General features: G+C 50.8%; 16 protein-coding genes and 1 other annotated feature. Of the genes, 10 read left to right on the forward strand and 6 right to left on the reverse strand.

From position 1 onward, the window contains the following. Positions 1-294: 294 nt before the first annotated feature. Positions 295-1,134 carry an alpha/beta fold macrolide esterase gene (gene mle / locus EDM60_RS05140; RefSeq protein ID WP_122962984.1) on the forward strand — a complete coding sequence of 280 codons (840 nt, stop codon included), beginning with the start codon at positions 295-297 and terminating at the stop codon, positions 1,132-1,134. A gap of 24 nt (positions 1,135-1,158) precedes the next feature. Here mle and EDM60_RS05145 read toward each other — a convergent pair whose 3' ends face one another. Next, entirely contained in the window at positions 1,159-1,518 is a 360-nt protein-coding gene (locus EDM60_RS05145) for a winged helix-turn-helix transcriptional regulator (protein ID WP_122962985.1), read from the reverse strand. A 126-nt stretch (positions 1,519-1,644) separates the two neighbouring features. Between EDM60_RS05145 and EDM60_RS05150 the strand changes: the two genes are divergently transcribed. Both EDM60_RS05150 and EDM60_RS05155 read left to right on the forward strand, forming a co-directional pair. Then, complete coding sequence (locus tag EDM60_RS05150; RefSeq protein WP_122962986.1) at positions 1,645-2,367, forward strand: SDR family oxidoreductase; 723 nt, start codon at positions 1,645-1,647, stop codon at positions 2,365-2,367. Positions 2,368-2,509: 142 nt separating this feature from the next. Next, complete coding sequence (locus EDM60_RS05155; protein ID WP_122963258.1) at positions 2,510-3,478, forward strand: hypothetical protein; 969 nt, start codon at positions 2,510-2,512, stop codon at positions 3,476-3,478. A gap of 76 nt (positions 3,479-3,554) precedes the next feature. Here the strand turns inward: EDM60_RS05155 and EDM60_RS05160 are convergent, their stop codons facing one another. Then, positions 3,555-4,292, reverse strand: a complete 738-nt coding sequence (locus EDM60_RS05160; RefSeq protein ID WP_122962987.1) for a cyclase family protein — start codon at positions 4,290-4,292, stop codon at positions 3,555-3,557. Between the two features lie 402 nt (positions 4,293-4,694). Between EDM60_RS05160 and EDM60_RS05165 the strand changes: the two genes are divergently transcribed. The 4 genes from EDM60_RS05165 (at position 4,695) to htpG (ending at position 10,831) form a co-directional block, all read left to right on the forward strand. Next, complete coding sequence (locus EDM60_RS05165) at positions 4,695-5,501, forward strand: alpha/beta hydrolase (RefSeq protein WP_122962988.1); 807 nt, start codon at positions 4,695-4,697, stop codon at positions 5,499-5,501. Between the two features lie 164 nt (positions 5,502-5,665). Further along, positions 5,666-5,900 (forward strand) — a binding site (T-box leader). A gap of 182 nt (positions 5,901-6,082) precedes the next feature. Next, a complete protein-coding gene (locus tag EDM60_RS05170; protein ID WP_122962989.1) occupies positions 6,083-7,618 on the forward strand; it encodes a 2-isopropylmalate synthase in 1,536 nt (511 codons plus the stop codon). Positions 7,619-7,981: 363 nt separating this feature from the next. Further along, positions 7,982-8,740: a MerR family transcriptional regulator gene (locus tag EDM60_RS05180; RefSeq protein ID WP_122962991.1), complete on the forward strand. Its 759-nt coding sequence runs from the start codon at positions 7,982-7,984 to the stop codon at positions 8,738-8,740. Positions 8,741-8,950: 210 nt separating this feature from the next. Beyond that, complete coding sequence (gene htpG, locus EDM60_RS05185) at positions 8,951-10,831, forward strand: molecular chaperone HtpG (protein ID WP_063228559.1); 1,881 nt, start codon at positions 8,951-8,953, stop codon at positions 10,829-10,831. A 336-nt stretch (positions 10,832-11,167) separates the two neighbouring features. Here htpG and EDM60_RS05190 read toward each other — a convergent pair whose 3' ends face one another. Then, entirely contained in the window at positions 11,168-11,914 is a 747-nt protein-coding gene (locus tag EDM60_RS05190; protein WP_229049847.1) for a DUF5701 family protein, read from the reverse strand. A 139-nt stretch (positions 11,915-12,053) separates the two neighbouring features. Between EDM60_RS05190 and EDM60_RS05195 the strand changes: the two genes are divergently transcribed. Next, complete coding sequence (locus EDM60_RS05195; RefSeq protein WP_122962992.1) at positions 12,054-12,758, forward strand: MerR family DNA-binding transcriptional regulator; 705 nt, start codon at positions 12,054-12,056, stop codon at positions 12,756-12,758. A gap of 39 nt (positions 12,759-12,797) precedes the next feature. Here the strand turns inward: EDM60_RS05195 and EDM60_RS05200 are convergent, their stop codons facing one another. The 3 genes from EDM60_RS05200 to EDM60_RS05210 all read right to left on the reverse strand — a co-directional run bounded on the left by EDM60_RS05200 (position 12,798) and on the right by EDM60_RS05210 (position 17,592). Next, on the reverse strand, positions 12,798-13,637 hold the full coding sequence (locus EDM60_RS05200; protein ID WP_122962993.1) for a putative bifunctional diguanylate cyclase/phosphodiesterase: 840 nt from the start codon (positions 13,635-13,637) through the stop codon (positions 12,798-12,800). Between the two features lie 149 nt (positions 13,638-13,786). Then, positions 13,787-14,503: a response regulator transcription factor gene (locus tag EDM60_RS05205; RefSeq protein ID WP_122962994.1), complete on the reverse strand. Its 717-nt coding sequence runs from the start codon at positions 14,501-14,503 to the stop codon at positions 13,787-13,789. Between the two features lie 146 nt (positions 14,504-14,649). After that, complete coding sequence (locus EDM60_RS05210) at positions 14,650-17,592, reverse strand: response regulator (protein ID WP_122962995.1); 2,943 nt, start codon at positions 17,590-17,592, stop codon at positions 14,650-14,652. 124 nt (positions 17,593-17,716) lie between these two features. Here EDM60_RS05210 and EDM60_RS05215 point away from each other — a divergent pair, with 124 nt between their 5' ends. Continuing rightward, positions 17,717-18,055, forward strand: a complete 339-nt coding sequence (locus tag EDM60_RS05215) for a hypothetical protein (RefSeq protein WP_122962996.1) — start codon at positions 17,717-17,719, stop codon at positions 18,053-18,055. 20 nt (positions 18,056-18,075) lie between these two features. Next, positions 18,076-19,677: a sigma-54 interaction domain-containing protein gene (locus EDM60_RS05220; protein WP_122962997.1), complete on the forward strand. Its 1,602-nt coding sequence runs from the start codon at positions 18,076-18,078 to the stop codon at positions 19,675-19,677. Positions 19,678-19,719: the final 42 nt, after the last annotated feature.

Genomic DNA, 19,719 nt, shown 5'->3' on the forward strand with positions numbered 1-19,719 from the left:
GCACTTGTTTGCCCTGGAAAACAACAAACAATGGAAAAGAGAACGGAACGGCCATTTTCTCGTGGCTGTTGTCATCGTGCGCGGAAAGCAGGGTGTTTTTTGCGCGGTTCTTTTTCTTTGTATGTTTCGATTACACAAGCACAGGCAACCAGCCTGTGTTTTTTTGTTGGCAAAATGTGATGAGCGAAGCGAAACAACTGTGCAGGCTTGGCAGAGGCGGCGAGCCATACTGACTGGCTCTCGTAGCAGCCAAGCGAGCTAATGATAACACGGACTTTGAAGGGAGATGTACGAATGACTGAACAAATGGTGAAGGTGAAGAACGCGGAGATTTGCACGGAGAGCTTTGGGAACCCCGCTGATCCGGCTATTTTGCTGATTATGGGCGCTCAGGCGTCACTGGTTTGGTGGGAGGAAGAGTTTTGCCAGCGGCTGGCGGATGCAGGACGGTTTGTCATTCGCTACGACAATCGCGATGTCGGGCGCTCCACGACTTTTGAGCTTGGCAATCCGGGGTATACGTTCGAGGACATGGCGGACGATGCGATCTGCATCCTGGACGCTTACAAAATCGAGCGGGCGCACATCGTCGGCATGTCGATGGGAGGGATTATTACCCAGATGATCGCTTTGCGAAACCCGGAGAGGGTGCAGGCGATCAGTTTGCTGGCAACGTCTAATTTCGCTCCTGATTTGCCGCCGATGGAAGACAAGGTGATGCAATTTTTCAGCAATGCGCAAGAGGTCGACTGGGCGAATGAGCAGGCGGTGATTGCGTTTTGCATTGCAAGGTGCGAAGTGCTCGTCGGCTCCAAGTATCCGCTGGATGAGAAGCGCACGCGAGAGCTGGCAGCGGCGGAATTTAAAAGAAGCCGCAAGATGGCAAACATCAACAATCATGCCCTGATCACAGGCTGCGAAGCTTATTTGGCCCGGACGGAAGAAATCGCGGTGCCTACTTTGGTCATTCATGGCACAGAGGACCCGATCATTCCGTATCCGCATGGAGTGGCGCTTGCTCGGGCGATTCCCGGAGCTGAGCTGCTGACGCTGGAAGGGACAGGGCACGAGCTGCCGTATGGCGATTGGGCTGCCGTCCTTGGCGGAATTTTGCAGCATTCCAGAAAGGGGTAAAGGTAGCAGCGAGAGCGCCCTGCGTCACTTTTCTTCTGTTTCGTCGCAGAGCAGACGCTCCATTTGCCCGTGATCGACGTGCGCAATTCCCCAGTCGCAAATCATTTCCAAAAGCGGGATGAGCGAGAGTCCTTTTGCAGTCAGCGCGTATTCGACGCGCGGCGGAACTTCGGGGTAGACGGTTCGAATTACCAGGCCGTCTTCTTCCAGCTCTCTTAATTGATTGGTCAATGTTTTGTGCGAAATATCCCGGATGTAGCGGTGCAGCTCCCCGAAGCGTCTGGGAGAGTTTTCATACAGCTCGTAAAGAATCATGACTTTCCACTTACCCTGGATGATTTGCAGGGTGGCGTCAAATTCGTTCAGGTACTTTTTCTTCGTCATGGCTGCGTCCTTTCTTACCTCAAGGTTACTAGCTCACTTCAAAGTGCTTACTAGCGAAGCGCGGGCATTCCTTTTATACTCACTTTACCATGAAACACGAAGCGATAGGGAGAGAGGGAGACAGGAATGAAAACGGGATTTGTAGCAGTAACCGGGGCTTCTTCCGGGATCGGCAAAGCGACCGCTGCTTTGTTTATTGAAAAAGGATTCAACGTGCTTTTGATCGCGAGACGGGTGGAGCGGCTGGAGGAATTTCAGGGAGCCAATATCATCAAGGCGCAGGTTGACGTGACTGACGAGCCAGCGTTGAAGCAGGCGATTGCCGATGCAGAGGCACGATTTGGTCCGGTAGAGGCGATCGTCAACAATGCAGGACGGATGCTCCTGGGCGATATCAGTTCCCAGGACAGCAGTGAATGGAAGGACATGTACGCGGTCAATGTCATTGGCGTGTTGAACGGCATGCAGGCCGTGCTTCCATCCATGATCGAGCGCAAGACAGGAACGATCATCAACATCAGCTCGATTGCGGGCAAAAAAACGTTCGCGGACCATGCGGCTTACGTTGGCACGAAGTTCGCCGTTCATTCCATCAGCGAAAACGTGCGGGAAGAAGTAGCGAAGCACAACGTCCGCGTCATGACGATCGCCCCCGGCGTTGTCGAGACGGAACTGTTGAGCTACACGACCGATGAGACGATCAAGGAGAATTACACCGATTGGAAACAGTCGATTGAAGGCGGCCTCGATCCAAGAACAGTAGCGGAGACGATCTACTTCGCCTTCAGCCAGCCGCAAAGTGTCAACATCCGAGAAATAGCGCTGGCGCCGACGAGGCAGCAAGGTTAATAGAGTGCGGAACCCCCAGATGGTTGACTGGGGGTTCTTTTTTTGGATCAAAAGTCCTGGGAGTATGGTACAATATTTGGTAATTTGCATGATTGTTGAGTGTAGCGGGATGGAAAATGGAAAAAAGAGTATGGAGGGGAGCATGGGAGGGACGCGGTTTTGGGAGTTTTATTTGGTGCGCTACTTGCTGGGCACGATTTTTGGGATTGTGATTTTGTTTTATTTGGTGATTAATTATGATGGGCTGATAACGAAAGCTTTTTATCCCAAATCAGATTTTCTATGTGCAGAGTGCGATGTTGCTGGCTGTCAAAGTATAAAAGATGATGTGAAAAGCTTGTTGTTTAGTACGACTTATGGTCTGGGCGTTGATGATGCGAACAGTCTTTTAAAAACCATAGGGAGTAATCATTTGATTGATGCGAAAAATGAAAACATAGAGATAACAGAGACAGGTTTTCCCATCTTGGCTGCGATTATTTTGGCAGTCTCCGGATTTTTGTATATGTATTTTTCCAGTATGCTGATTTTGATTTTGCATGGAATTAGGTCATTAATATTTTTTTATCCTCCAAAATCATGGACAAAATACGTAGGAATAGTATTTTTTGTAGGTTTCTTGTCGTACATTTCTTGGATATTTACTCCTATGTTAATGGACGGGAAATACGCGGATCATTGGAGAAATAACAAGCACCTCATTGCAATAAGTATCATTGTAGGATTAATTCTCTTACTATTATTTAGTTCTCGTCTCATTCAGGAGTTTTATGAGAAATTAAGCAAATTCAGAACGAATAATGAGGATATAGCAAGAAAATCAAGCGTTCTTAAAATGAGAGTAACGACGGGCGAAACACACCTAAATAAAGAAAGCTTATCTGAGGAACAGAAGGATGATCAAATTAAAGATTATATAGAGTCGTACAAACATTTGAGAGAGCATGGCAATGCATTCGGAATCATTGTGTGCGAAATAGTATTCGCATTCTGGTTGTATATTTGGGACTTTGAATTTTGGTCTGTTCTTTATTGGTGCATTCTGGGCTTTATGGCGTGGTTTTTAGGTTCCTATTTAGAAATCAGAGGAGTATCCACTAAAAATAAGTAGGACAAAAAGTAGGCGATAAAAGAAGACAGTCCTAAGTCAAATTTGACTGCGGACTGTCCTTTTTTGTTTGGAAAAACTAAGGCAAAATCGCAAACGAACGCACCGGGAATCCGGACGCTTTTTCCGGTTTGGGGGTAATGTTGACGATGACGGCGCCTTTGGCTGGCAGCTTGTCCAGGTTTTTCAGCAGCTCGACCTGGTATGTATCTTGTGCCAGCACGTAATACTCGCCAAGCAGCGCGCCGTTTTTCTGGAAGTCCACGCTGGCGTCGGTGTCGAATGTTTCGTGGCCGACGGCTTTGATTTGCCGTTCTTCAAACAAGAACTTCAAGGCGTCCAGGCCCCAGCCGGGAGCGTGGTTGTTGCCATCTGCATCTTTGTTGTTGAACGCCGCCACATCGGGCCAGCGCTTGCTCCAGTCCGTGCGCAGGGCGACGAAGCTGCCGCTCTCGATTTTGCCGTGCTCGGCTTCGAATTGCAAAATATCTTCTATCGTCAGGCTGTAGTCGTTGTTTGCTTCGGCTTCCTTCGATTTGTCGATGACGACGAGGGGCAACACGAGTTCCTTCAAGTCCAGCTCGTCCAGGTACCGCTTGTCGCGCACAAAGTGGATCGGCGCATCCAGGTGCGTGCCGTACTGTCCGGCAAAAGTGAAGCTTTGCGAGAAAAAGCCGTCGTCATGCGTAAACAGCGTTTTGAACTCGGCTGATTCAAAGGCAGAAAAATGCGGTGATTCCGGGCCGAATGTATGAGTCAAGTCTACCCATTCTTTCTCTTTCAGCAGTTGGATTGCTTGGATCAAGTCGTTTGCCATGCGCCCACCTCATCAACGTTTTTGGAATTTTCGCCCGAATCCTTCGGCAACAAGTCCTTGTCTGCCAAGACGAATCTTGCCAGGCGCCAGGGCGTCCAGAGGTTGTCCGGTTTTTGCATGTCTGCCTGCAACTTGTTGGAAGGATTTGTTATACCATTACTTTATGCGTTATAATTCCGAGTGTCAATAAGGGAATTAACGAGACGAATAAATCGACAGGGGAGAGTGGCGACGATAGAGGTGGGGGCGTGAGCGAGGGATTTTTGGGCGCGAAGGTTGGCGGGCAAGCTCAGGCAAGCGGTTTTTGGCGTTTTGTCCATCTCCGATCTGGATTTAGTACATGGCAACTCGCTGCCCTACTCCTTATAATTTGATAGGAATGAGTGGGAGAGAGGTGCAAAAATGCAGCAACATCGAATCATCAAGGAAAAAGTAGCGGATTTTGAACTGACCATTTATTTGCCGAACAGCTATGCAGAAGGCGCGAAGCGATATCCGGCTATTTATGTGCAGGACGGGGGAAATGTCGTCCTGAATGCGTTTAATTACCTCGATCATCTGTTCATCACAAAGCAGCTGCCGGAACTGATTTTTGTCGGAATCACGCCGCACGACCGCAATTATGAATACACGCCGTGGCCGGCAGACACGCTGGTGCCTGGCGGAGTGTTGTTTGGCGGTGGAGCGAACGATTACATTCAAGTGCTTGCCGATCAGATCAAGCCATATATCGACGCGCATTATGCGACGATGCCTGAACCGGAGCACACGGCAATCGCCGGATGTTCGTTCGGGGGTCTGGTCAGTGCGCACGCCTATTATTTGCGATCCGATACATTTGGCAAAAGCGCCTGGCTGTCCGCCTCCTTCTGGTATGAGGGCTACGTCAAGCACATGCAGGAAACACCGCTTCCCGCTGCCGATCATCGGCTGTACATGTACGTGGGCGAGCTGGAAGGCATCCACAAGACGACGATTCAAGCGGAAATGGTCGCACAGACGAAAGCAGCGTACCGCATCTTGCTGGACAAAGGCTTCCCGGAGCAAAACGTGAAATTCGAGACAGATCCGCTCGGCACGCACGACAGCTTTTTCTTTGCCATGAAGTTTATCCATGCCCTGAGATGGCTGTTTGCGGAAGGGATGGAAGCGGAAAAAAGGGAATTTGCCCGCGACCGTACGCGCGAGTCGAACAGGGAAACGATTTAGCAGCGACAAAAGCGAGCGCCTTCTTTGCGGAGGCGTTTTTTCGATTTGTCCGCCAGATTGTTCTCGCTTTATTTTCTTCAATCAAAAATGTTTGATCGATCCTCCAGCATTTTGCTTGTTGACAGTGGCATTTTTCTGCCCATATAATTACAAAAAATGATAAAACAAATGTTGCGATTAGAAATAGTAGAAATAAAAAGACTTTTCAGAGAGCCGTTGGGTGGTGTGAAACGGCAATGTCGTTTATTTCGAACTCGTCTATGAACAGCTGCCTGACAATGTAGGGTAAGCCGGAGTTCCACCGTTACAGGGATAGATGGTGATGGCCATCGAAAAAGATCGTTTCCGCTATTTGGAAATGAATTAGAGTGGTACCGCGAGTTCAACCTCGTCTCTATGCGCAGAGACGAGGTTTTTTTGCGTGAAAAACGTCGCGACGTTTTTTTAGAAAAGCGGATGTTGATTGCGAGTGATCAATAAAACGGGTCATGACCGTTTTGCTGGCTGAAGACCGGGTTTAGCCGGCCCCGCTTTCCATAAATCGAGTTGCAAAAACAAACCATTTTGGGGAGGAACAGAAAATGAGCCGTAAAATTATCGTGTTTGATACAACGCTGCGTGATGGAGAACAAGTGCCGGGAGCGAAGTTGAACGTCCAGCAAAAAATCGAGATCGCCCAACAGCTCAAAAAATTGCGGGTGGACATCATCGAGGCGGGCTTTCCGGCTTCGTCCGAGGGAGATTTTCGCGCGGTGCAGGAGATTGCCCGCAGTGTCGGTGACAGCGTGTCGATTACGGCTTTGGCCCGTGCCGTGAAAAGCGACATCGATGCGGTGTACGAAAGTGTCAAGATCGCCCAGGACCCGCTCATCCACATCGTTTTGGGAACGTCCAACATTCACGTAGAGAAGAAGTTCAACCGCTCCAAGGACGCCGTCATGGAAATGGGCGTGGAGGCAGTACGCTACGCCAAAACATTGCTGCCGCACGTTCAGTATTCGACTGAGGATGCATCGCGGTCCGATTTTGAATATTTGTGGAGTACGATTGAAGCCGTCGTCAAAGCGGGAGCGACGATGATCAACGTCCCGGATACGGTGGGCTACGCGGTGCCGGATGAGTTCGGCGATTTGATCCGCCGCATCAACGACCGCTTGAAAAACCTCAACCCGGATGTCATCCTGAGCGTCCACTGTCATAACGATTTGGGCATGGCTACGGCCAACACGCTCGCCGCGATCAAAAACGGAGCGGAAAAAGTCGAGTGTACCATCAACGGACTCGGGGAACGTGCCGGAAATGCCTCGTTGGAGGAAGTCGTGATGGGGATGAAGGTGCGCGAGAATTTTTACCAGTGCCATACGAACATTAACACGAAGGAGTTGCTGCGCACCTCGATGCTGGTGAGCCATTTGACTGGTCTGGATGTGCAGGTGAACAAGGCGATTACGGGCGCGAATGCTTTTGCCCATTCGTCGGGTATTCACCAGGACGGTCTTTTGAAAGATAAGCAAGTGTACGAAATCATGTCGCCGGAAGAAGTCGGGGCAGACAGCATGGAGCTGATTTTGACAGCGCGTTCTGGGCGCCACGCTTTTAAAAATGCTGTTGAGAAGCTCGGCTTTGAAACGAACGACGCGGCTGATTTCGAGGTGTTGTTCGCCAAGTTCCTGGAGCTGGCAGACGCCAAAAAAGAAGTGTACGACCACGACGTATTTTATTTGGTGGCGAATCACCGCACGCTCGCAGATAGCAGCAAGCATCTGTATGAGCTGGAGTCGTTCCAGGTCGTCAGCAACGATTTGTACCCGACTGCGACGGTCAAGCTGAAAAAAGGCGAGGAAATGCTGAAAGGCAGCGCAGTAGGCGAAGGGCCGATCGAAGCGTTGTACGACGTGATCAAAACGTTGGTCGGGCTGGATGTCCACCTGAAGGATTACAAGATCAACAGCATTTCCCGCGGCAAAGACGCTGTAGGCCGTGTCAATATTCGCATCGAGTACATGGGGAAAACGTACTCCGGTCGGGCGATGGATACCGATATTATCAAAGCGAGCGCCCTTGCGTTTTTGAACGGGGTCAACGCTGCGGTGCTTGATCTGGTTGCGGTCGGATAGTCGGATAAAGCAAGAGCAGGCGCGAGACGACCCCTGTCTGAAACACGCCGAGAATCAAGCATGTAAAAAGACTGCTGCCAACTCAGGCTGAATGTCCAAAGGCTGCTTGAACAGGAAAGCGGGCTGCAAAGGCAAAAAGGCTGATCTGTATCGGTAGAAATGGCTGCCAACTGATGGCAAAGCAGATTTGGCAGCGAGCCTGCAAGTATAGGAATGGAAAATTTGGAAAAACTGATTACCATACACTGTTAACCACCTTTTTCAACCCTCGCGGCTGTTTGCGGGGGCTTTTTTTATGAAAAAAACGCTGGACTCTCCGCTTGGGGGAGTCTTTACACTAGAGGGGAAAGGAGGGCGGACAGCGTGCTGTACACAGTTAAGGAAGTAGCGGAGCTTTCCCGCGTGACGATCAAGACGTTGCACCATTACCACCGGATTGGCCTGCTCATTCCGGGCGAGATCAGTGAAGCGGGCTATCGGCTGTACGGCGACAAAGAGCTTGCGCGTTTGCAGCAAATTTTGTTTTACCGCGAACTGGATTTTCCGCTGCAAAAAATTCGCGAGCTGCTTGATGGAGAGCCGGAGCGAGAGCTTGTGTTGCAAGAACAGGAACAGCAGCTTTTGGAACGACAAAGCAGGTTGGAAGAGGTCATACGCACGCTGCAAGAAACGCTGGCGTGCCTGCGAGGAGGAAAAGGAATGGATAACCAAGCGATGTTTCAAGGGTTCAGCAGTGAGGAAGAGTGGAGAGCAGCTCTGCAGGAGCAAAGCGAGCATTTGCAGGAAACGTACGGATACGATCTGGCACAGGAAGCTTCCATCGACGTGGCGAAGATGAATGAACAAGCGCAGGAAGCCGAACGGTTCATGGCGCAGATGGCTGCCGCATTGCGCGATGGAGTCAAGCATACGGATGCGAAGCTGCATCAGTTGATCGGGGAGCATCTGCGCTTTATGCATGAGCACGGGCATTCGCTTACTCCGTACGAGTTTGCCGGACAGACTCGGTTTTTCCTGCAAGACGACTTCCATTTGCAGATGCTGGAGGGGCAGCAGACAGGACTTGCCTATTTTCTGGCGATCGCAGCCGAGGCGTATGCGGCTCATGCAAAAGCAGAGTAGGGAAAGAGAGAAGGGACCATTGAGAACGATGGTCCTTTTTCTTTTGGTCTTTTGGGCAAAAAGCTTGTGCGGCGATCAGGGAATAATTTACAAAAAACAGGGGCGGTATATTGACAGAAAAATCTAGGACTGTTATAAAAATAGTGGATAGCACTCTCGCGGTGAGAGTGCTAACAATTGTGTGTGGCAAAATAGAAGGGAGAATGGCCGATGGAAAAAAAGCAGTTTCAGGCTGAATCGACGCGACTGTTGGAAATGATGATCCACTCCATTTACACGCAAAAAGAGATTTTCCTGCGTGAGCTGATTTCCAACGCAAGCGATGCGATTGACAAAATCTATTACCGCTCGCTGACGGATGATCAGCTGGTGTTCGATAAAGACAATTACTTCATTAAAATTAGCGTGGACAAGGCTGCCCGCGAATTGACGATTACCGATACGGGAATCGGCATGACCGCTGAAGAGCTGGAAAACAACCTGGGCGTGATCGCCAAAAGCGGTTCCCTTGCCTTCAAAAAAGAAAACGATGCCAAAGACGGCTACAATATTATCGGGCAATTCGGGGTGGGCTTCTACTCTGCCTTCATGGTCGCTGACGTGGTAACGGTCACGAGCAAAGCGCTGGGGGCAGACACAGGCTACAAGTGGCAATCCAGCGGAACCGATGGCTATACCATCGAGCCTTATGCAAAAGATGAGGTCGGTACTACGATCACTCTCAAAATCAAAGAGAATACGGAAGAAGAACGCTACGATGAGTTTTTGGAAGAGTATCGCTTGAAGGCGATTATCAAAAAATACTCGGACTTCATTCGCTACCCGATCAAGATGGACGTGACGAAGCATCAGCCGAAAGAAGGCAGCGACAGCGAGTTTGAGGAAGTGCAAGAAGAGCAGACGGTCAACAGCATGGTGCCGATCTGGCGCAAGAACAAAAACGAGCTGACTGACGAAGACTACGAACAGTTTTATGTAAGCAAGCATTACGGTTTCGACAAGCCGCTTGCGCATGTTCACGTCAGCGCGGATGGAGCGGTCGTCTATCAGGCGATTTTGTACATCCCGGAAAGCATTCCGTTCGACTACTACTCCAAAGAGTATGAAAAAGGTCTGGAGCTGTACGCCAATGGTGTACTGATCATGAACAAATGTGCCGACCTGCTGCCAGATTACTTCAGCTTCGTCAAAGGGATGGTCGATTCGGAAAGCCTGTCTCTCAACATTTCCAGGGAAATGCTGCAGCATGACCGCCAGTTGAAGCTGATCGCGAAAAACATCTCCAGCAAAATCAAGGGCCAACTGCAAAGCATGCAAAAAAATGAGCGGGAGAAGTACGAAAAGTTTTACGAAGCGTTCGGCAGACAGCTGAAATACGGCGTATACAGCGATTTTGGCACACACAAGGACACGCTTCAGGACTTGCTCATGTTCTACTCTTCCAAAGAGAAAAAGCTGGTGACGCTGGCCGAGTACGTCGAGAGAATGCCGGAAGACCAGAAGTACATCTACTATGCGACAGGGGAATCCAACGAGCGCATCGAAAAACTGCCGCAAACCGAGCTGGTATCCGACAAAGGCTATGAAATCCTTTACTTCACAGAGGATATCGATGAGTTCGCGATCAAGATGCTGCGCACCTACAAGGACAAGGAGTTCCGTTCCGTCTCCAGCGCCGATCTGGGAATTGAACCGGACGAGCAGGACAAGGCGGCAGACGCTGAAAATGAAGACAACCAGGAGCTGTTCGCTTACATGAAGAGCCTGCTCGAAGGCAAAGTTGCAAGCGTAAAAGCATCCAAGCGTCTCAAATCCCATCCAGTCTGCCTGTCGACAGAAGGAGATGTCACGATCGAGATGGAAAAAGTGCTGAACGCCATGCCGAACAGCCAAGGCGTGAAGGCGCAAAAGGTGCTGGAGATCAACGTGAACCATGACGTGTTCCAGTCGCTGAAGGCCGCTTTCGGTCAAGACAAGGAAAAAGTGAATTTGTACACAGCGGTGCTTTACCATCAGGCGCTGCTGATCGAAGGCTTGCCGATTGAAGATCCGGTCGCGTTCACGAACGATATTTGCAAAATGATGGTATAGCAAAAAGGGGGATGCATGAGGCATCCCCTTTTTTGGCTGGAAATAATCGCTTGCGAAAAGCACATCGCGCATCGCGGTTTTCTTGCATTCGCCGAGTGTGGACGGGAAGATGGAAGCAACAAAGGAGAATCGTTCCCAAGCGCTCTTGGCGTGTAGCGATCCAGTCCGGTTCGTGATGGAGGTCGGAAAATGCGGGCTGAGCAGCTGCAAAAGGCGCTTGCGACCGATGCAGATGAACTGCGCAGCCTTGCGGGAGTTCCGCACGCGACAGTAGCGAAAAAGCATTGCCCAGGTGGAAGCGCACGTCATCAACGGAGTTACGCTAAAGTAAAACCGTTAGCTGTTGTGGGAGCAAACCTTAAAGCTGCCTTCAAGGTTTTTTTCGTTTGCGATGTTGTCCGTTCCTATGCGCTCCAGACATGAGGCTGAGCCTAGCCACGTATGCGGGTTACCTGCCCAGCACCATCCGAGCTTCGGCTTGCCTTGACTGATCCACAGGGCCGTTACGCGCCGATCGCCACAACGGGAGCCGAGCAGGGAAAAACCGTTGTTCTTTTTCAACAGCTCAGGAAAGTGGGTAACGAGGGCAATGCCTTCCTCCAGAGTAAGCGGAGAGCGCCCTTGGGCCAAAAGGCGGGGCAGGGCGTCGTTCGGCGTGACGTTGAGCGTTTGTCGTCCGGTATCAATGTCAGCCAAAAGATAGGCGACTCCGGCAGGCAACGCGATTCCATCGATCGGCTTGAAGCGGCACATATCCTGCTCATCCATGACGCTAAAGCCTGCCTTTTTCTGGCGCTCCACGAGTTGGATGGCACGGCTGCTGTCGACCCACTCGCTTTTTACGACGAGGGCAAAAGGAGCATAGCCTTCAGGCAGTTCCGTCTCATTCGTCCACGGAGGAAGCGAGGCTGCTTTGTCCTTCAACGGTTCCAGTTGCTTGCGGAATGCGCTCTCTGTCATCCGGGCAATGCCAGGATACCCTTTTGCAACGAGATTGGTAACTTGGCGTTCAAATTCCATTTCCAACAGGTCAAAGACGATGGGAAACCCCTCCTTCGATATGCGCATCACTAACGAGGACATTTTTCCTTTTCATCTTACAACATGGATGCTAATTCGAAGGTTTGGTCAGAAGTTTTGTTGAATAAATAGGGGAGAGTTGCTCAAACGTTATAAGCGAGCTTTAAACCAGGAACAAATGAAGAGAGGGGTCCACGGAAAAATGCGGCCGATTGACATTGCGCGAAAATTGAAGCTGAGCACAAGCGCCTTGCGCAACTACGAAGCGCAAGGACTTGTTCCGCCAGTGGAACGGTCTGCGGGCGGCTATCGTTTGTATACCGCCGAGCACGTTGCCTATTTTACTTGTATACAGGCTATGTCGCCCGGGTTCGGGATGGAGGTGACTGCGGAAGTTGTGCGGAACGTTCAAGCAAGGCAGCTCGATGCGGCGCTATGGCGCGTGAATGAGGTGCAAGCCCTTTTGCAACGGGACAAGCAACTGGCAGAAAGCAACATGCGGATGTTCTGCGAGCTGGATGGCAAGCAAACGCAAGCAGAATCTGGCGAAGCGTGGCTGACGATCAAGGAAGCTTCCCGAAAAACAGGGCTTCCCAGCTCGACGATTCGCCATTGGGAGAAAACAGGGCTGATTACAACCACGCGCGATCCGCAAAATGGCTATCGGTTGTTCAATCGCTCGCATATCCGAAAAATTATGCTTTTGCAAGCGTTGCGCGCGCAGGTGTATTCGCCAACGGTTGTAGAGCTGAAAAATGCCATTGCTCACATGAGGGAAGACGATGTTTTAGAGGCGAGAAAAATCGCCACGGACTCCTTGCAGTATTTGCATCGGGTCAACTGCTGGCAAATGCGCGGAATCCATGCTCTCTATGATCTGTGCCGATTGGTAAAGCTGGTTGAATGAGAGGAGGGTGCCTTCGGTTCGGTAACCGAAGCTTTTTCATCATGTATGCAGAAACTTGTTTTCCTGCTTCCATTCTACTTTGCGGAAAAACAGGGGCAACTCGCTTTCGTGCAACGGTTTGCTGATCAGAAAGCCTTGCACAAAATCACATTTCCACTTTTGCAGGCTATGGAGCTGTTCAAACGTCTCGATGCCTTCAGCGACGACAGTGAGCCCCAGTTTGCGCGCCAGTGAAATGATCCATTCGACGAGTACCGTTCCTTCATAATGATTGGCAATATGAGCGACAAATGACCGATCGACTTTAATAGTTGAGAGGGGGAGAGTCGTGATGTATTCAAGCGAGGAGTATTCCGTCCCGAAATCATCCAATACGATTTTGATGCCGTGGTTAGCGAATTTTTTCAAAGTATCGATCCGTCTGTCCTTGAGCGAGATTCTGTCCCGTTCTGTCAATTCCAGCTCCAATGATTGAGGGGAGAGAGCTGTTTTCTGCAAAATGCCGCATACCCGATCGAAGAAGAGAGAGTCTTGCAATTGCAGGCCCGAGATGTTGACTGACATGACGGAAGTGGGCATGTACTTTTCTTGAATTTGCTTGTTTTTTTGGCAAGCGGTCTGGATGACCCAGTCACCGATGGAATAAATCAGTCCGATCTCTTCGGCGAGCGGGATAAATTCCGTAGGGGAGATCGGTCCGAAGAGCGGATGGTGCCATCTGAGCAAAGCTTCAAAACCGCGTACGTTGCCAGAGACGGTTTCGAACTGCGGTTGGTAATGCAAAGTCAGCTGTTCAAGCCGTACTGCTTCTTGCAAATCATTGGCCAGTCTCAGCTTGTGCTCCAGATCCTCGCTCGTCAGTAACGATGTAAACTCCATGTTTTATTTACCCTCCATTTTGCGTCCATTTCTTCTGGGATTGATTATGCACGGGATGTATTAGATAAGTTTCTGTCTATGTATTAGGATAGTGTGAAATAATCTCAAAAAAATAGCACCATCTCGCAGGAGACGATGCCATTTGTCTGCTAGTTTTTAGAAACGAACTTGTATCCTACACCCCAAACGGTGCGGATGTATTTCGGTTCCTTCGGATTGTCTTCGATTTTTTTGCGCAGGTTGGCGATGTGAACATCGATGGCCCGATCTGTCACAAAAGAATCGAAACCGCGCAGTTCGTAGAGCAATTCCTCCCGACTGAATACTTTTCCCTCATTTGTAATGAACAGACGCATAATCTCAAATTCGGAAAAAGTCGTTTCGACGTGAAACTGATTGACAAAGATCGCCCTGCGCTCCAAATCGAGCAGGAAAGTATTCTCGGAACTCGCGACTGCTGTGTCAGCCTGTTCCCCGCTTTCTGGGGCAGCAGGCTGTTGGTATTGGTGGGTTCGTCTGATCATGGCTCCGATTTTTGCGGAAATCTCTCGCAAGGAAAAAGGCTTGCAAATATAATCGTCCGCTCCAGCTTGCAAAGCCTCTACGCGATCGGATACGTCTGTCTTCATCGAGACAATCAGGATGGGAGCAACGGAAAAGGTGCGCAGCTCGCTGCATATCCTGGTACCGCTCATATCCGGCAGAATCATGTCCACGAGGATGACATCCGGAGCAAATGATTGCGCCATGTCCAAGCCTTTCTGTCCATGATCCGCTATTTTTACAGAATAGCCTTCTTCGGTTAAATACATGGCCAGCATTTCGCCCATAATCTGATCGTCTTCGATAATCAATAGGTTGTACATCAGATTCCTCACTCTTTCTGGGAGAAAGTTATTCGTAAAAATGGGAAAGAGCTAGCAATTTTTCGTTTTTTCCTAATACTTTTCTCATATTTTAGCAAAAAAGCGAGGAGAATGGACCTAATTTCATGAAAAATGCTAAAAAAATGTTAGGAGATTGCCAGAGTTTCTTGCCATTCGTTTGCTAACGCTAACACTTCGTTCAACTGCCATTCCAGCTCGCTCATAAATTCTTGATAATCGTTCGGATTTACAGAAGCAGAAAGCTGCGCCTCCATTTTTCTTGATAAAAGAAGCAATCTTTGTGCAGACAAATTTCCCGCAACACCACTGAGAGTGTGAATCATTCTTCTTGCTTCCTGGAAGTTTCCTGCGAGAAACGCCGTTTGGAGGTTTGATGTAAAATCCGAATATTCTTTAGTGAATGAACGGAGAATTTGCGTGTATATCGGGATTTTTCCATCCAGTCGCTCCAGTGCGAGCGAGACATCCAGACAAGGTACGGGAATTGCTCGCTTCAATGTTTCCTTCATCTCGCCCAAATGAATCGGCTTGGTAATGACGCCGTTCATCCCCGAACGGTAGCAATTGTCGTGTTCGGCTTTAATGACGCTCGCCGTCATCGCAATAATGGGCAGGCTGGCGTACTGTTTGTGCTGGCGGATGCGGATCGTCGCTTCACAACCGTCCATCTCCGGCATGTGGACATCCATGAGAATCAGGTCCCATTTTCTCGTCTCCAAAAGCTCCAGCACTTCTTGCCCGTTTTTGGCAACGGTCACAGCGTAACCTTCGCGCCGGAGGAACTCGACCGCTACCAGCTGATTGATCTCGTTGTCCTCTGCCAGCAAAATTTTGCCGCGATATCCGGGGAAGAGGACGTTTTCGTAAGGAGCGGACTGCGGCTTCTGCAAAGTCTCGGTCACATGTGTTTCCTTGTGCTCCTGTGCCCCCAGTATCGCGCGCGCTACATCCATCCGGTTAATCGGCTTGATCAGAACAGCGTCAGGCTGGGCGGATTCCTCCAGGGAGGCCAGCTCGTCGCGGCCGTACTCTGTCGTCATGGCAATTGTCGCTGCGTCGCATAGCTCGGCGAGCGCGTGCAGCCGCTGCAACGATTCTACGCCGTACATGTCTTCCGCTTCCATGTCGACGAACACAAAGCGAAACGGGTTGTGCGCTTCAGCGTGTTCCAACAGCTCGAAAGCCTCTCGCCAGGTGGCGACGCAAATAGGCGAAAAGTTTAAGCCAAACAACATGTCAGCCATGCTGCTTCGCATTTTGTCGTGATTTTCCACAATCAGGACACGCTGGCCTTCGTAGCCCGGTGGCAGCATGGAGCCAGGGCTTTCGCTTTCCCGCCAAGGCGCGTGTTCAAACGGGAGGGTGAAGGAGAAGCAGCTTCCTTTGCCGATTGCGCTAGTCACTTCGAGAGTGGCGCCCATCATCTCGACGAGACTGCGCGAGATGACCAGACCAAGTCCTGTGCCGCCGTATTTTCTGCTCGTCGTGCCATCTGCCTGTGTGAACGGTTCAAACAGCTTGTCGAGCTGATCTTCCGACATGCCGATGCCTGTATCCTCTACGGCAAAATGCAAGTACAGCAGTCGTCCTTCTTCTTTTTCCAGCGTGATTCGCACAGAGACGTATCCTTGCTCGGTAAACTTGATGGCGTTGTGGCACAGATTGAGCAACACTTGCTCGAGCCGATGCTGGTCCCCGATCAGTTTGGGCAACATTTTCGGCGGCAGATCGAGAATGATTTCGATTTGCTTCGTCCCGAGGTAAATGCTCAGCATGTGCGAGAGCCGCCGGACAAAATCGTCGAGGTCAAAGCTTGCCTTTTCCAGCTCCAGCTTGCCAGCCTCGATCTTGGAAAAGTCGAGAATCTCGTTAATGAGGCGCAGCAATACTTGGGAGGAAGACAGCACCTTGTCCAAGTAATCTTTTTGCATCACCGTCATCACCGTTTTCTGCATCAGTTGGGACAGTCCGATGATCCCGTTGAGCGGGGTGCGGATTTCGTGACTCATCCGCGCCAAAAAGTCGGTTTTCGCCTTGCTCGCTTCCTCCGCTTCTTCTTTGGCTGCCCGCAGTTCGGCCTGAATCCGCCGCTGTTCCTTTAACATGAAGTGCAGCAAAAGCGAGAGCAGACTGACCAGAACGAAAATGGAAACTTTGGTAATCAGGCTGGACAAGTCTTGTACAGAGTTCAATTGTCCGAGCGCTTCGCTGGCAGGCAGTACGGCTGCGACAGACCAGCCCGTGGAAGAGACAGGGGAGTAGCCGATGTAATAGTTGTTGCCGTCGATGGAGACGAGTTGCAACCCTTTTTGTCCAGCGACCATGCTTTGTCCGATTTTGGCCAGATCGCCTGGTTGTTCCGTCAGCTTGTGCCGGCTGACAAGCTCCGGATTCGGATGGTACATGATCGTTCCGTCTTTGGAAACCAGGATGGCGTAGCCCGATTCCCCGATCGGGTACGTGCCGAGCATTTGCGGAATGTCGTCGAGCAAAATATCGATGGCGACGAAGCCCAGCAGCCTTTCGTTTTCCTCAATCTTCATGGTGCCGCTGGTCACCATTTTTTTCGTGAGATAATCGGCGTACGGCTCGGAAAAAACGACGTCATTGGAACGGACGGCGTCTGGATACCAGGGGCGTTTGGTGAGCGACCAGTCTTTTCCTGAGAGCGTGTCGGTGTTGCCGATCGTGAAGTTGCCCGCATTGCTGGAAACCCATACAAGGCCCAGGTTGTGGTCCAGCCGCTGGATGCCGTCCAATGCGGTCGCTACGTCCAAGTAATGCGGGCTGGTGAAGGCATGCTCTCGCGTCTGCACGGTTTGCAGGTAGCGCAAGATTGCCTGGTTGGTGCTCATTTGCCTGATCAGCAACGCTTTTTGCGCAAAGAAAGCGTCCATCCGTTCGGCCAGAGCCTGGCTTTGCAGGGTCAGCTTGTTCTCAATCTCGACTTTCATGATCCGGTTGGTTTGGGAGCGCATAATGTAGCCGGACAGGGAGAAGGCGACCACGATGATCAGGAGGATGAGAATGGTCAGTTTTCGGGCATGGCTGACGTGAAAAGTTTTCATGAACGACCTCGCAATCTGTGATGTACGTTGTTTTCATTTTACAACACAAATCTCAAAATCTTCCGGAAAAAGCGCGGCTTGCTCCCGATTCATCTAGTAAAATAGAGAGGAAGGGGTGACAGTCATGTACACCGTATGGAAAGTGAAATACTTGAAAATATCTTCCTACCTCAAACTATGTGTGGGAGCCGGTTTTTCACTGGGTCTCTTGATCGGACTTGTTCAACTGCTTTTTCTGTTTTTGATGCGTGCCACAGAGGGACATTCAGGAGCAAGCGGCATGTGGGACAGCTTGCTTGCCGGCCTGGCGAATGCGGCAGGCACTGTCATCGTCTATACTTTTGGCGCCGCGGTTATCAGTCTTATTTCTTATTTTCCTTTTATGGCTTTTCTCAAACGCAAGCAAGGAATAAAGATCGAAGGAATATTGGAACCATTTGAAGAGAGCGAGATCAGGTCATGACATCATGGAGAGAATCGCACATGCATCCATTGCGTCCAACGATGACGGTCGAGGAAGCCGTCGCCCATTTTACGCCAGACCGGAACGAAGTGCAGGAAGTATACAGTGAAGAAGACGAATTTATCGGCTATTTGACGGTAGAAGCGATCGCCCATGCGATTCATCGCGGGGAATTGACGCGGCCGATTGTCGAGTACGTGGTGCCGGAAGTGAGCTTGCCGGATCGAAAGCGGCAGGCAAGCTCGCAGGCGCAGCTTCACGCTTTTTTCGAGAGTCCGATTTGCCAAATCGTGTTCAATGCGCTGTATGACGGCGTGTACATTACAGACGGAGCAGGCATTACTTTGTTCATCAACCAGGCGTACCAGCGCATTACCGGGATTCGCGAAGAAGAGGTCATCGGCAAGCATATGGGCGATTTGATCAAGCAAGGCATGATCTCCGTGTCCGCTTCGCTGGAGACGATCCGCACGCGAAGGCCCGTGACGCTGATCCAGACGATACGCAACAGCCGCAAAATCATCGTTTCCGCGACGCCTGTGCTGTCGTCCGCAGGCGAGATTTTATACATCATCAGCAGTGTCCGGGACATCACCGAGCTGATTCGCTTGAAGCACGAGCTGGATAGTCAAAAGCTGCTGCAAAGCGATGTGCCCCCTGCCGATCAGATGGGGCTGGAAGATGTTGTGCTCGGGCCAGCGACGCGCTCGCTTTTCCGCCTGGCTGACAAAGTCGCCAAGACAGATGCAAAAATTTTGTTGCAGGGCGAGACGGGTGTAGGGAAAAGCATGATTGCGAAATACATCCACGCCAGGAGCAGTCGAGCCAACGAAATTTTTATGGAGTTGAACTGCGCGGCAATCCCGGGCCATCTGGTGGAGGCTGAGCTGTTTGGTTACGAGCCGGGTGCGTTTACGGGAGCGCTCAAGCAAGGCAAGGTCGGCATTTTGGAAAGCGCCCATCGCGGTACGCTTTTTCTCGACGAGATTGGCGATCTGCCGCTGGAGCTGCAAGTCAAGCTGTTGAAGGTCGTGGAGGAGAGCAAATTCATGCGCGTCGGCTCCACGCAAGTGCGGCATGTAGATGTGCGGATCATCACGGCGACTCATCGGGATTTGGCTACGCTGGTGCGGGAAGGGTTGTTCCGCGAGGATTTGTACTATCGGCTGAACATCGTCACTTTCGAGGTTCCACCGCTGCGGCAGCGCCGGGAAGAGATTGTCCCGCTGCTTGAGTCCTATCTGGAAAAATTCAACGAAAAGTACAACGAGCAAAAAACGATGACGCTGGAGTGTTACGAGTGGCTGACCAACTACAGTTGGCCGGGGAACATCCGGGAGCTGGCGAACCTGGTCGAGCGGCTGGTTGTCACGACTTTTCACAACACGATTGACGTGGGAGATTTGCCCGGCTTTTTGCAACAGGTGTTTCCGCAAGCGGAGCCGACGTCGTTGCGCGATGCGGTGGCACGACTGGAGCGCAGCATGATCAGCCAAGCGATCCAGACGCACCGGACGACCAGATTGGCAGCAGAAGCGCTTGGGATCAGCCAAAGTGCGCTCGTCCAGAAGATGAAAAAGTGGCAGCTGCACATCGGCAGCGAACCGGAGTTGAACGAATAGGAAAACATCCCGCGAGCGCCTGACGCCATCGCGGGATGTTTG

It is taken from the genome of Brevibacillus parabrevis (genome assembly GCF_003710905.1).
Taxonomy (GTDB): Bacteria; Bacillota; Bacilli; order Brevibacillales; family Brevibacillaceae; genus Brevibacillus; species Brevibacillus parabrevis.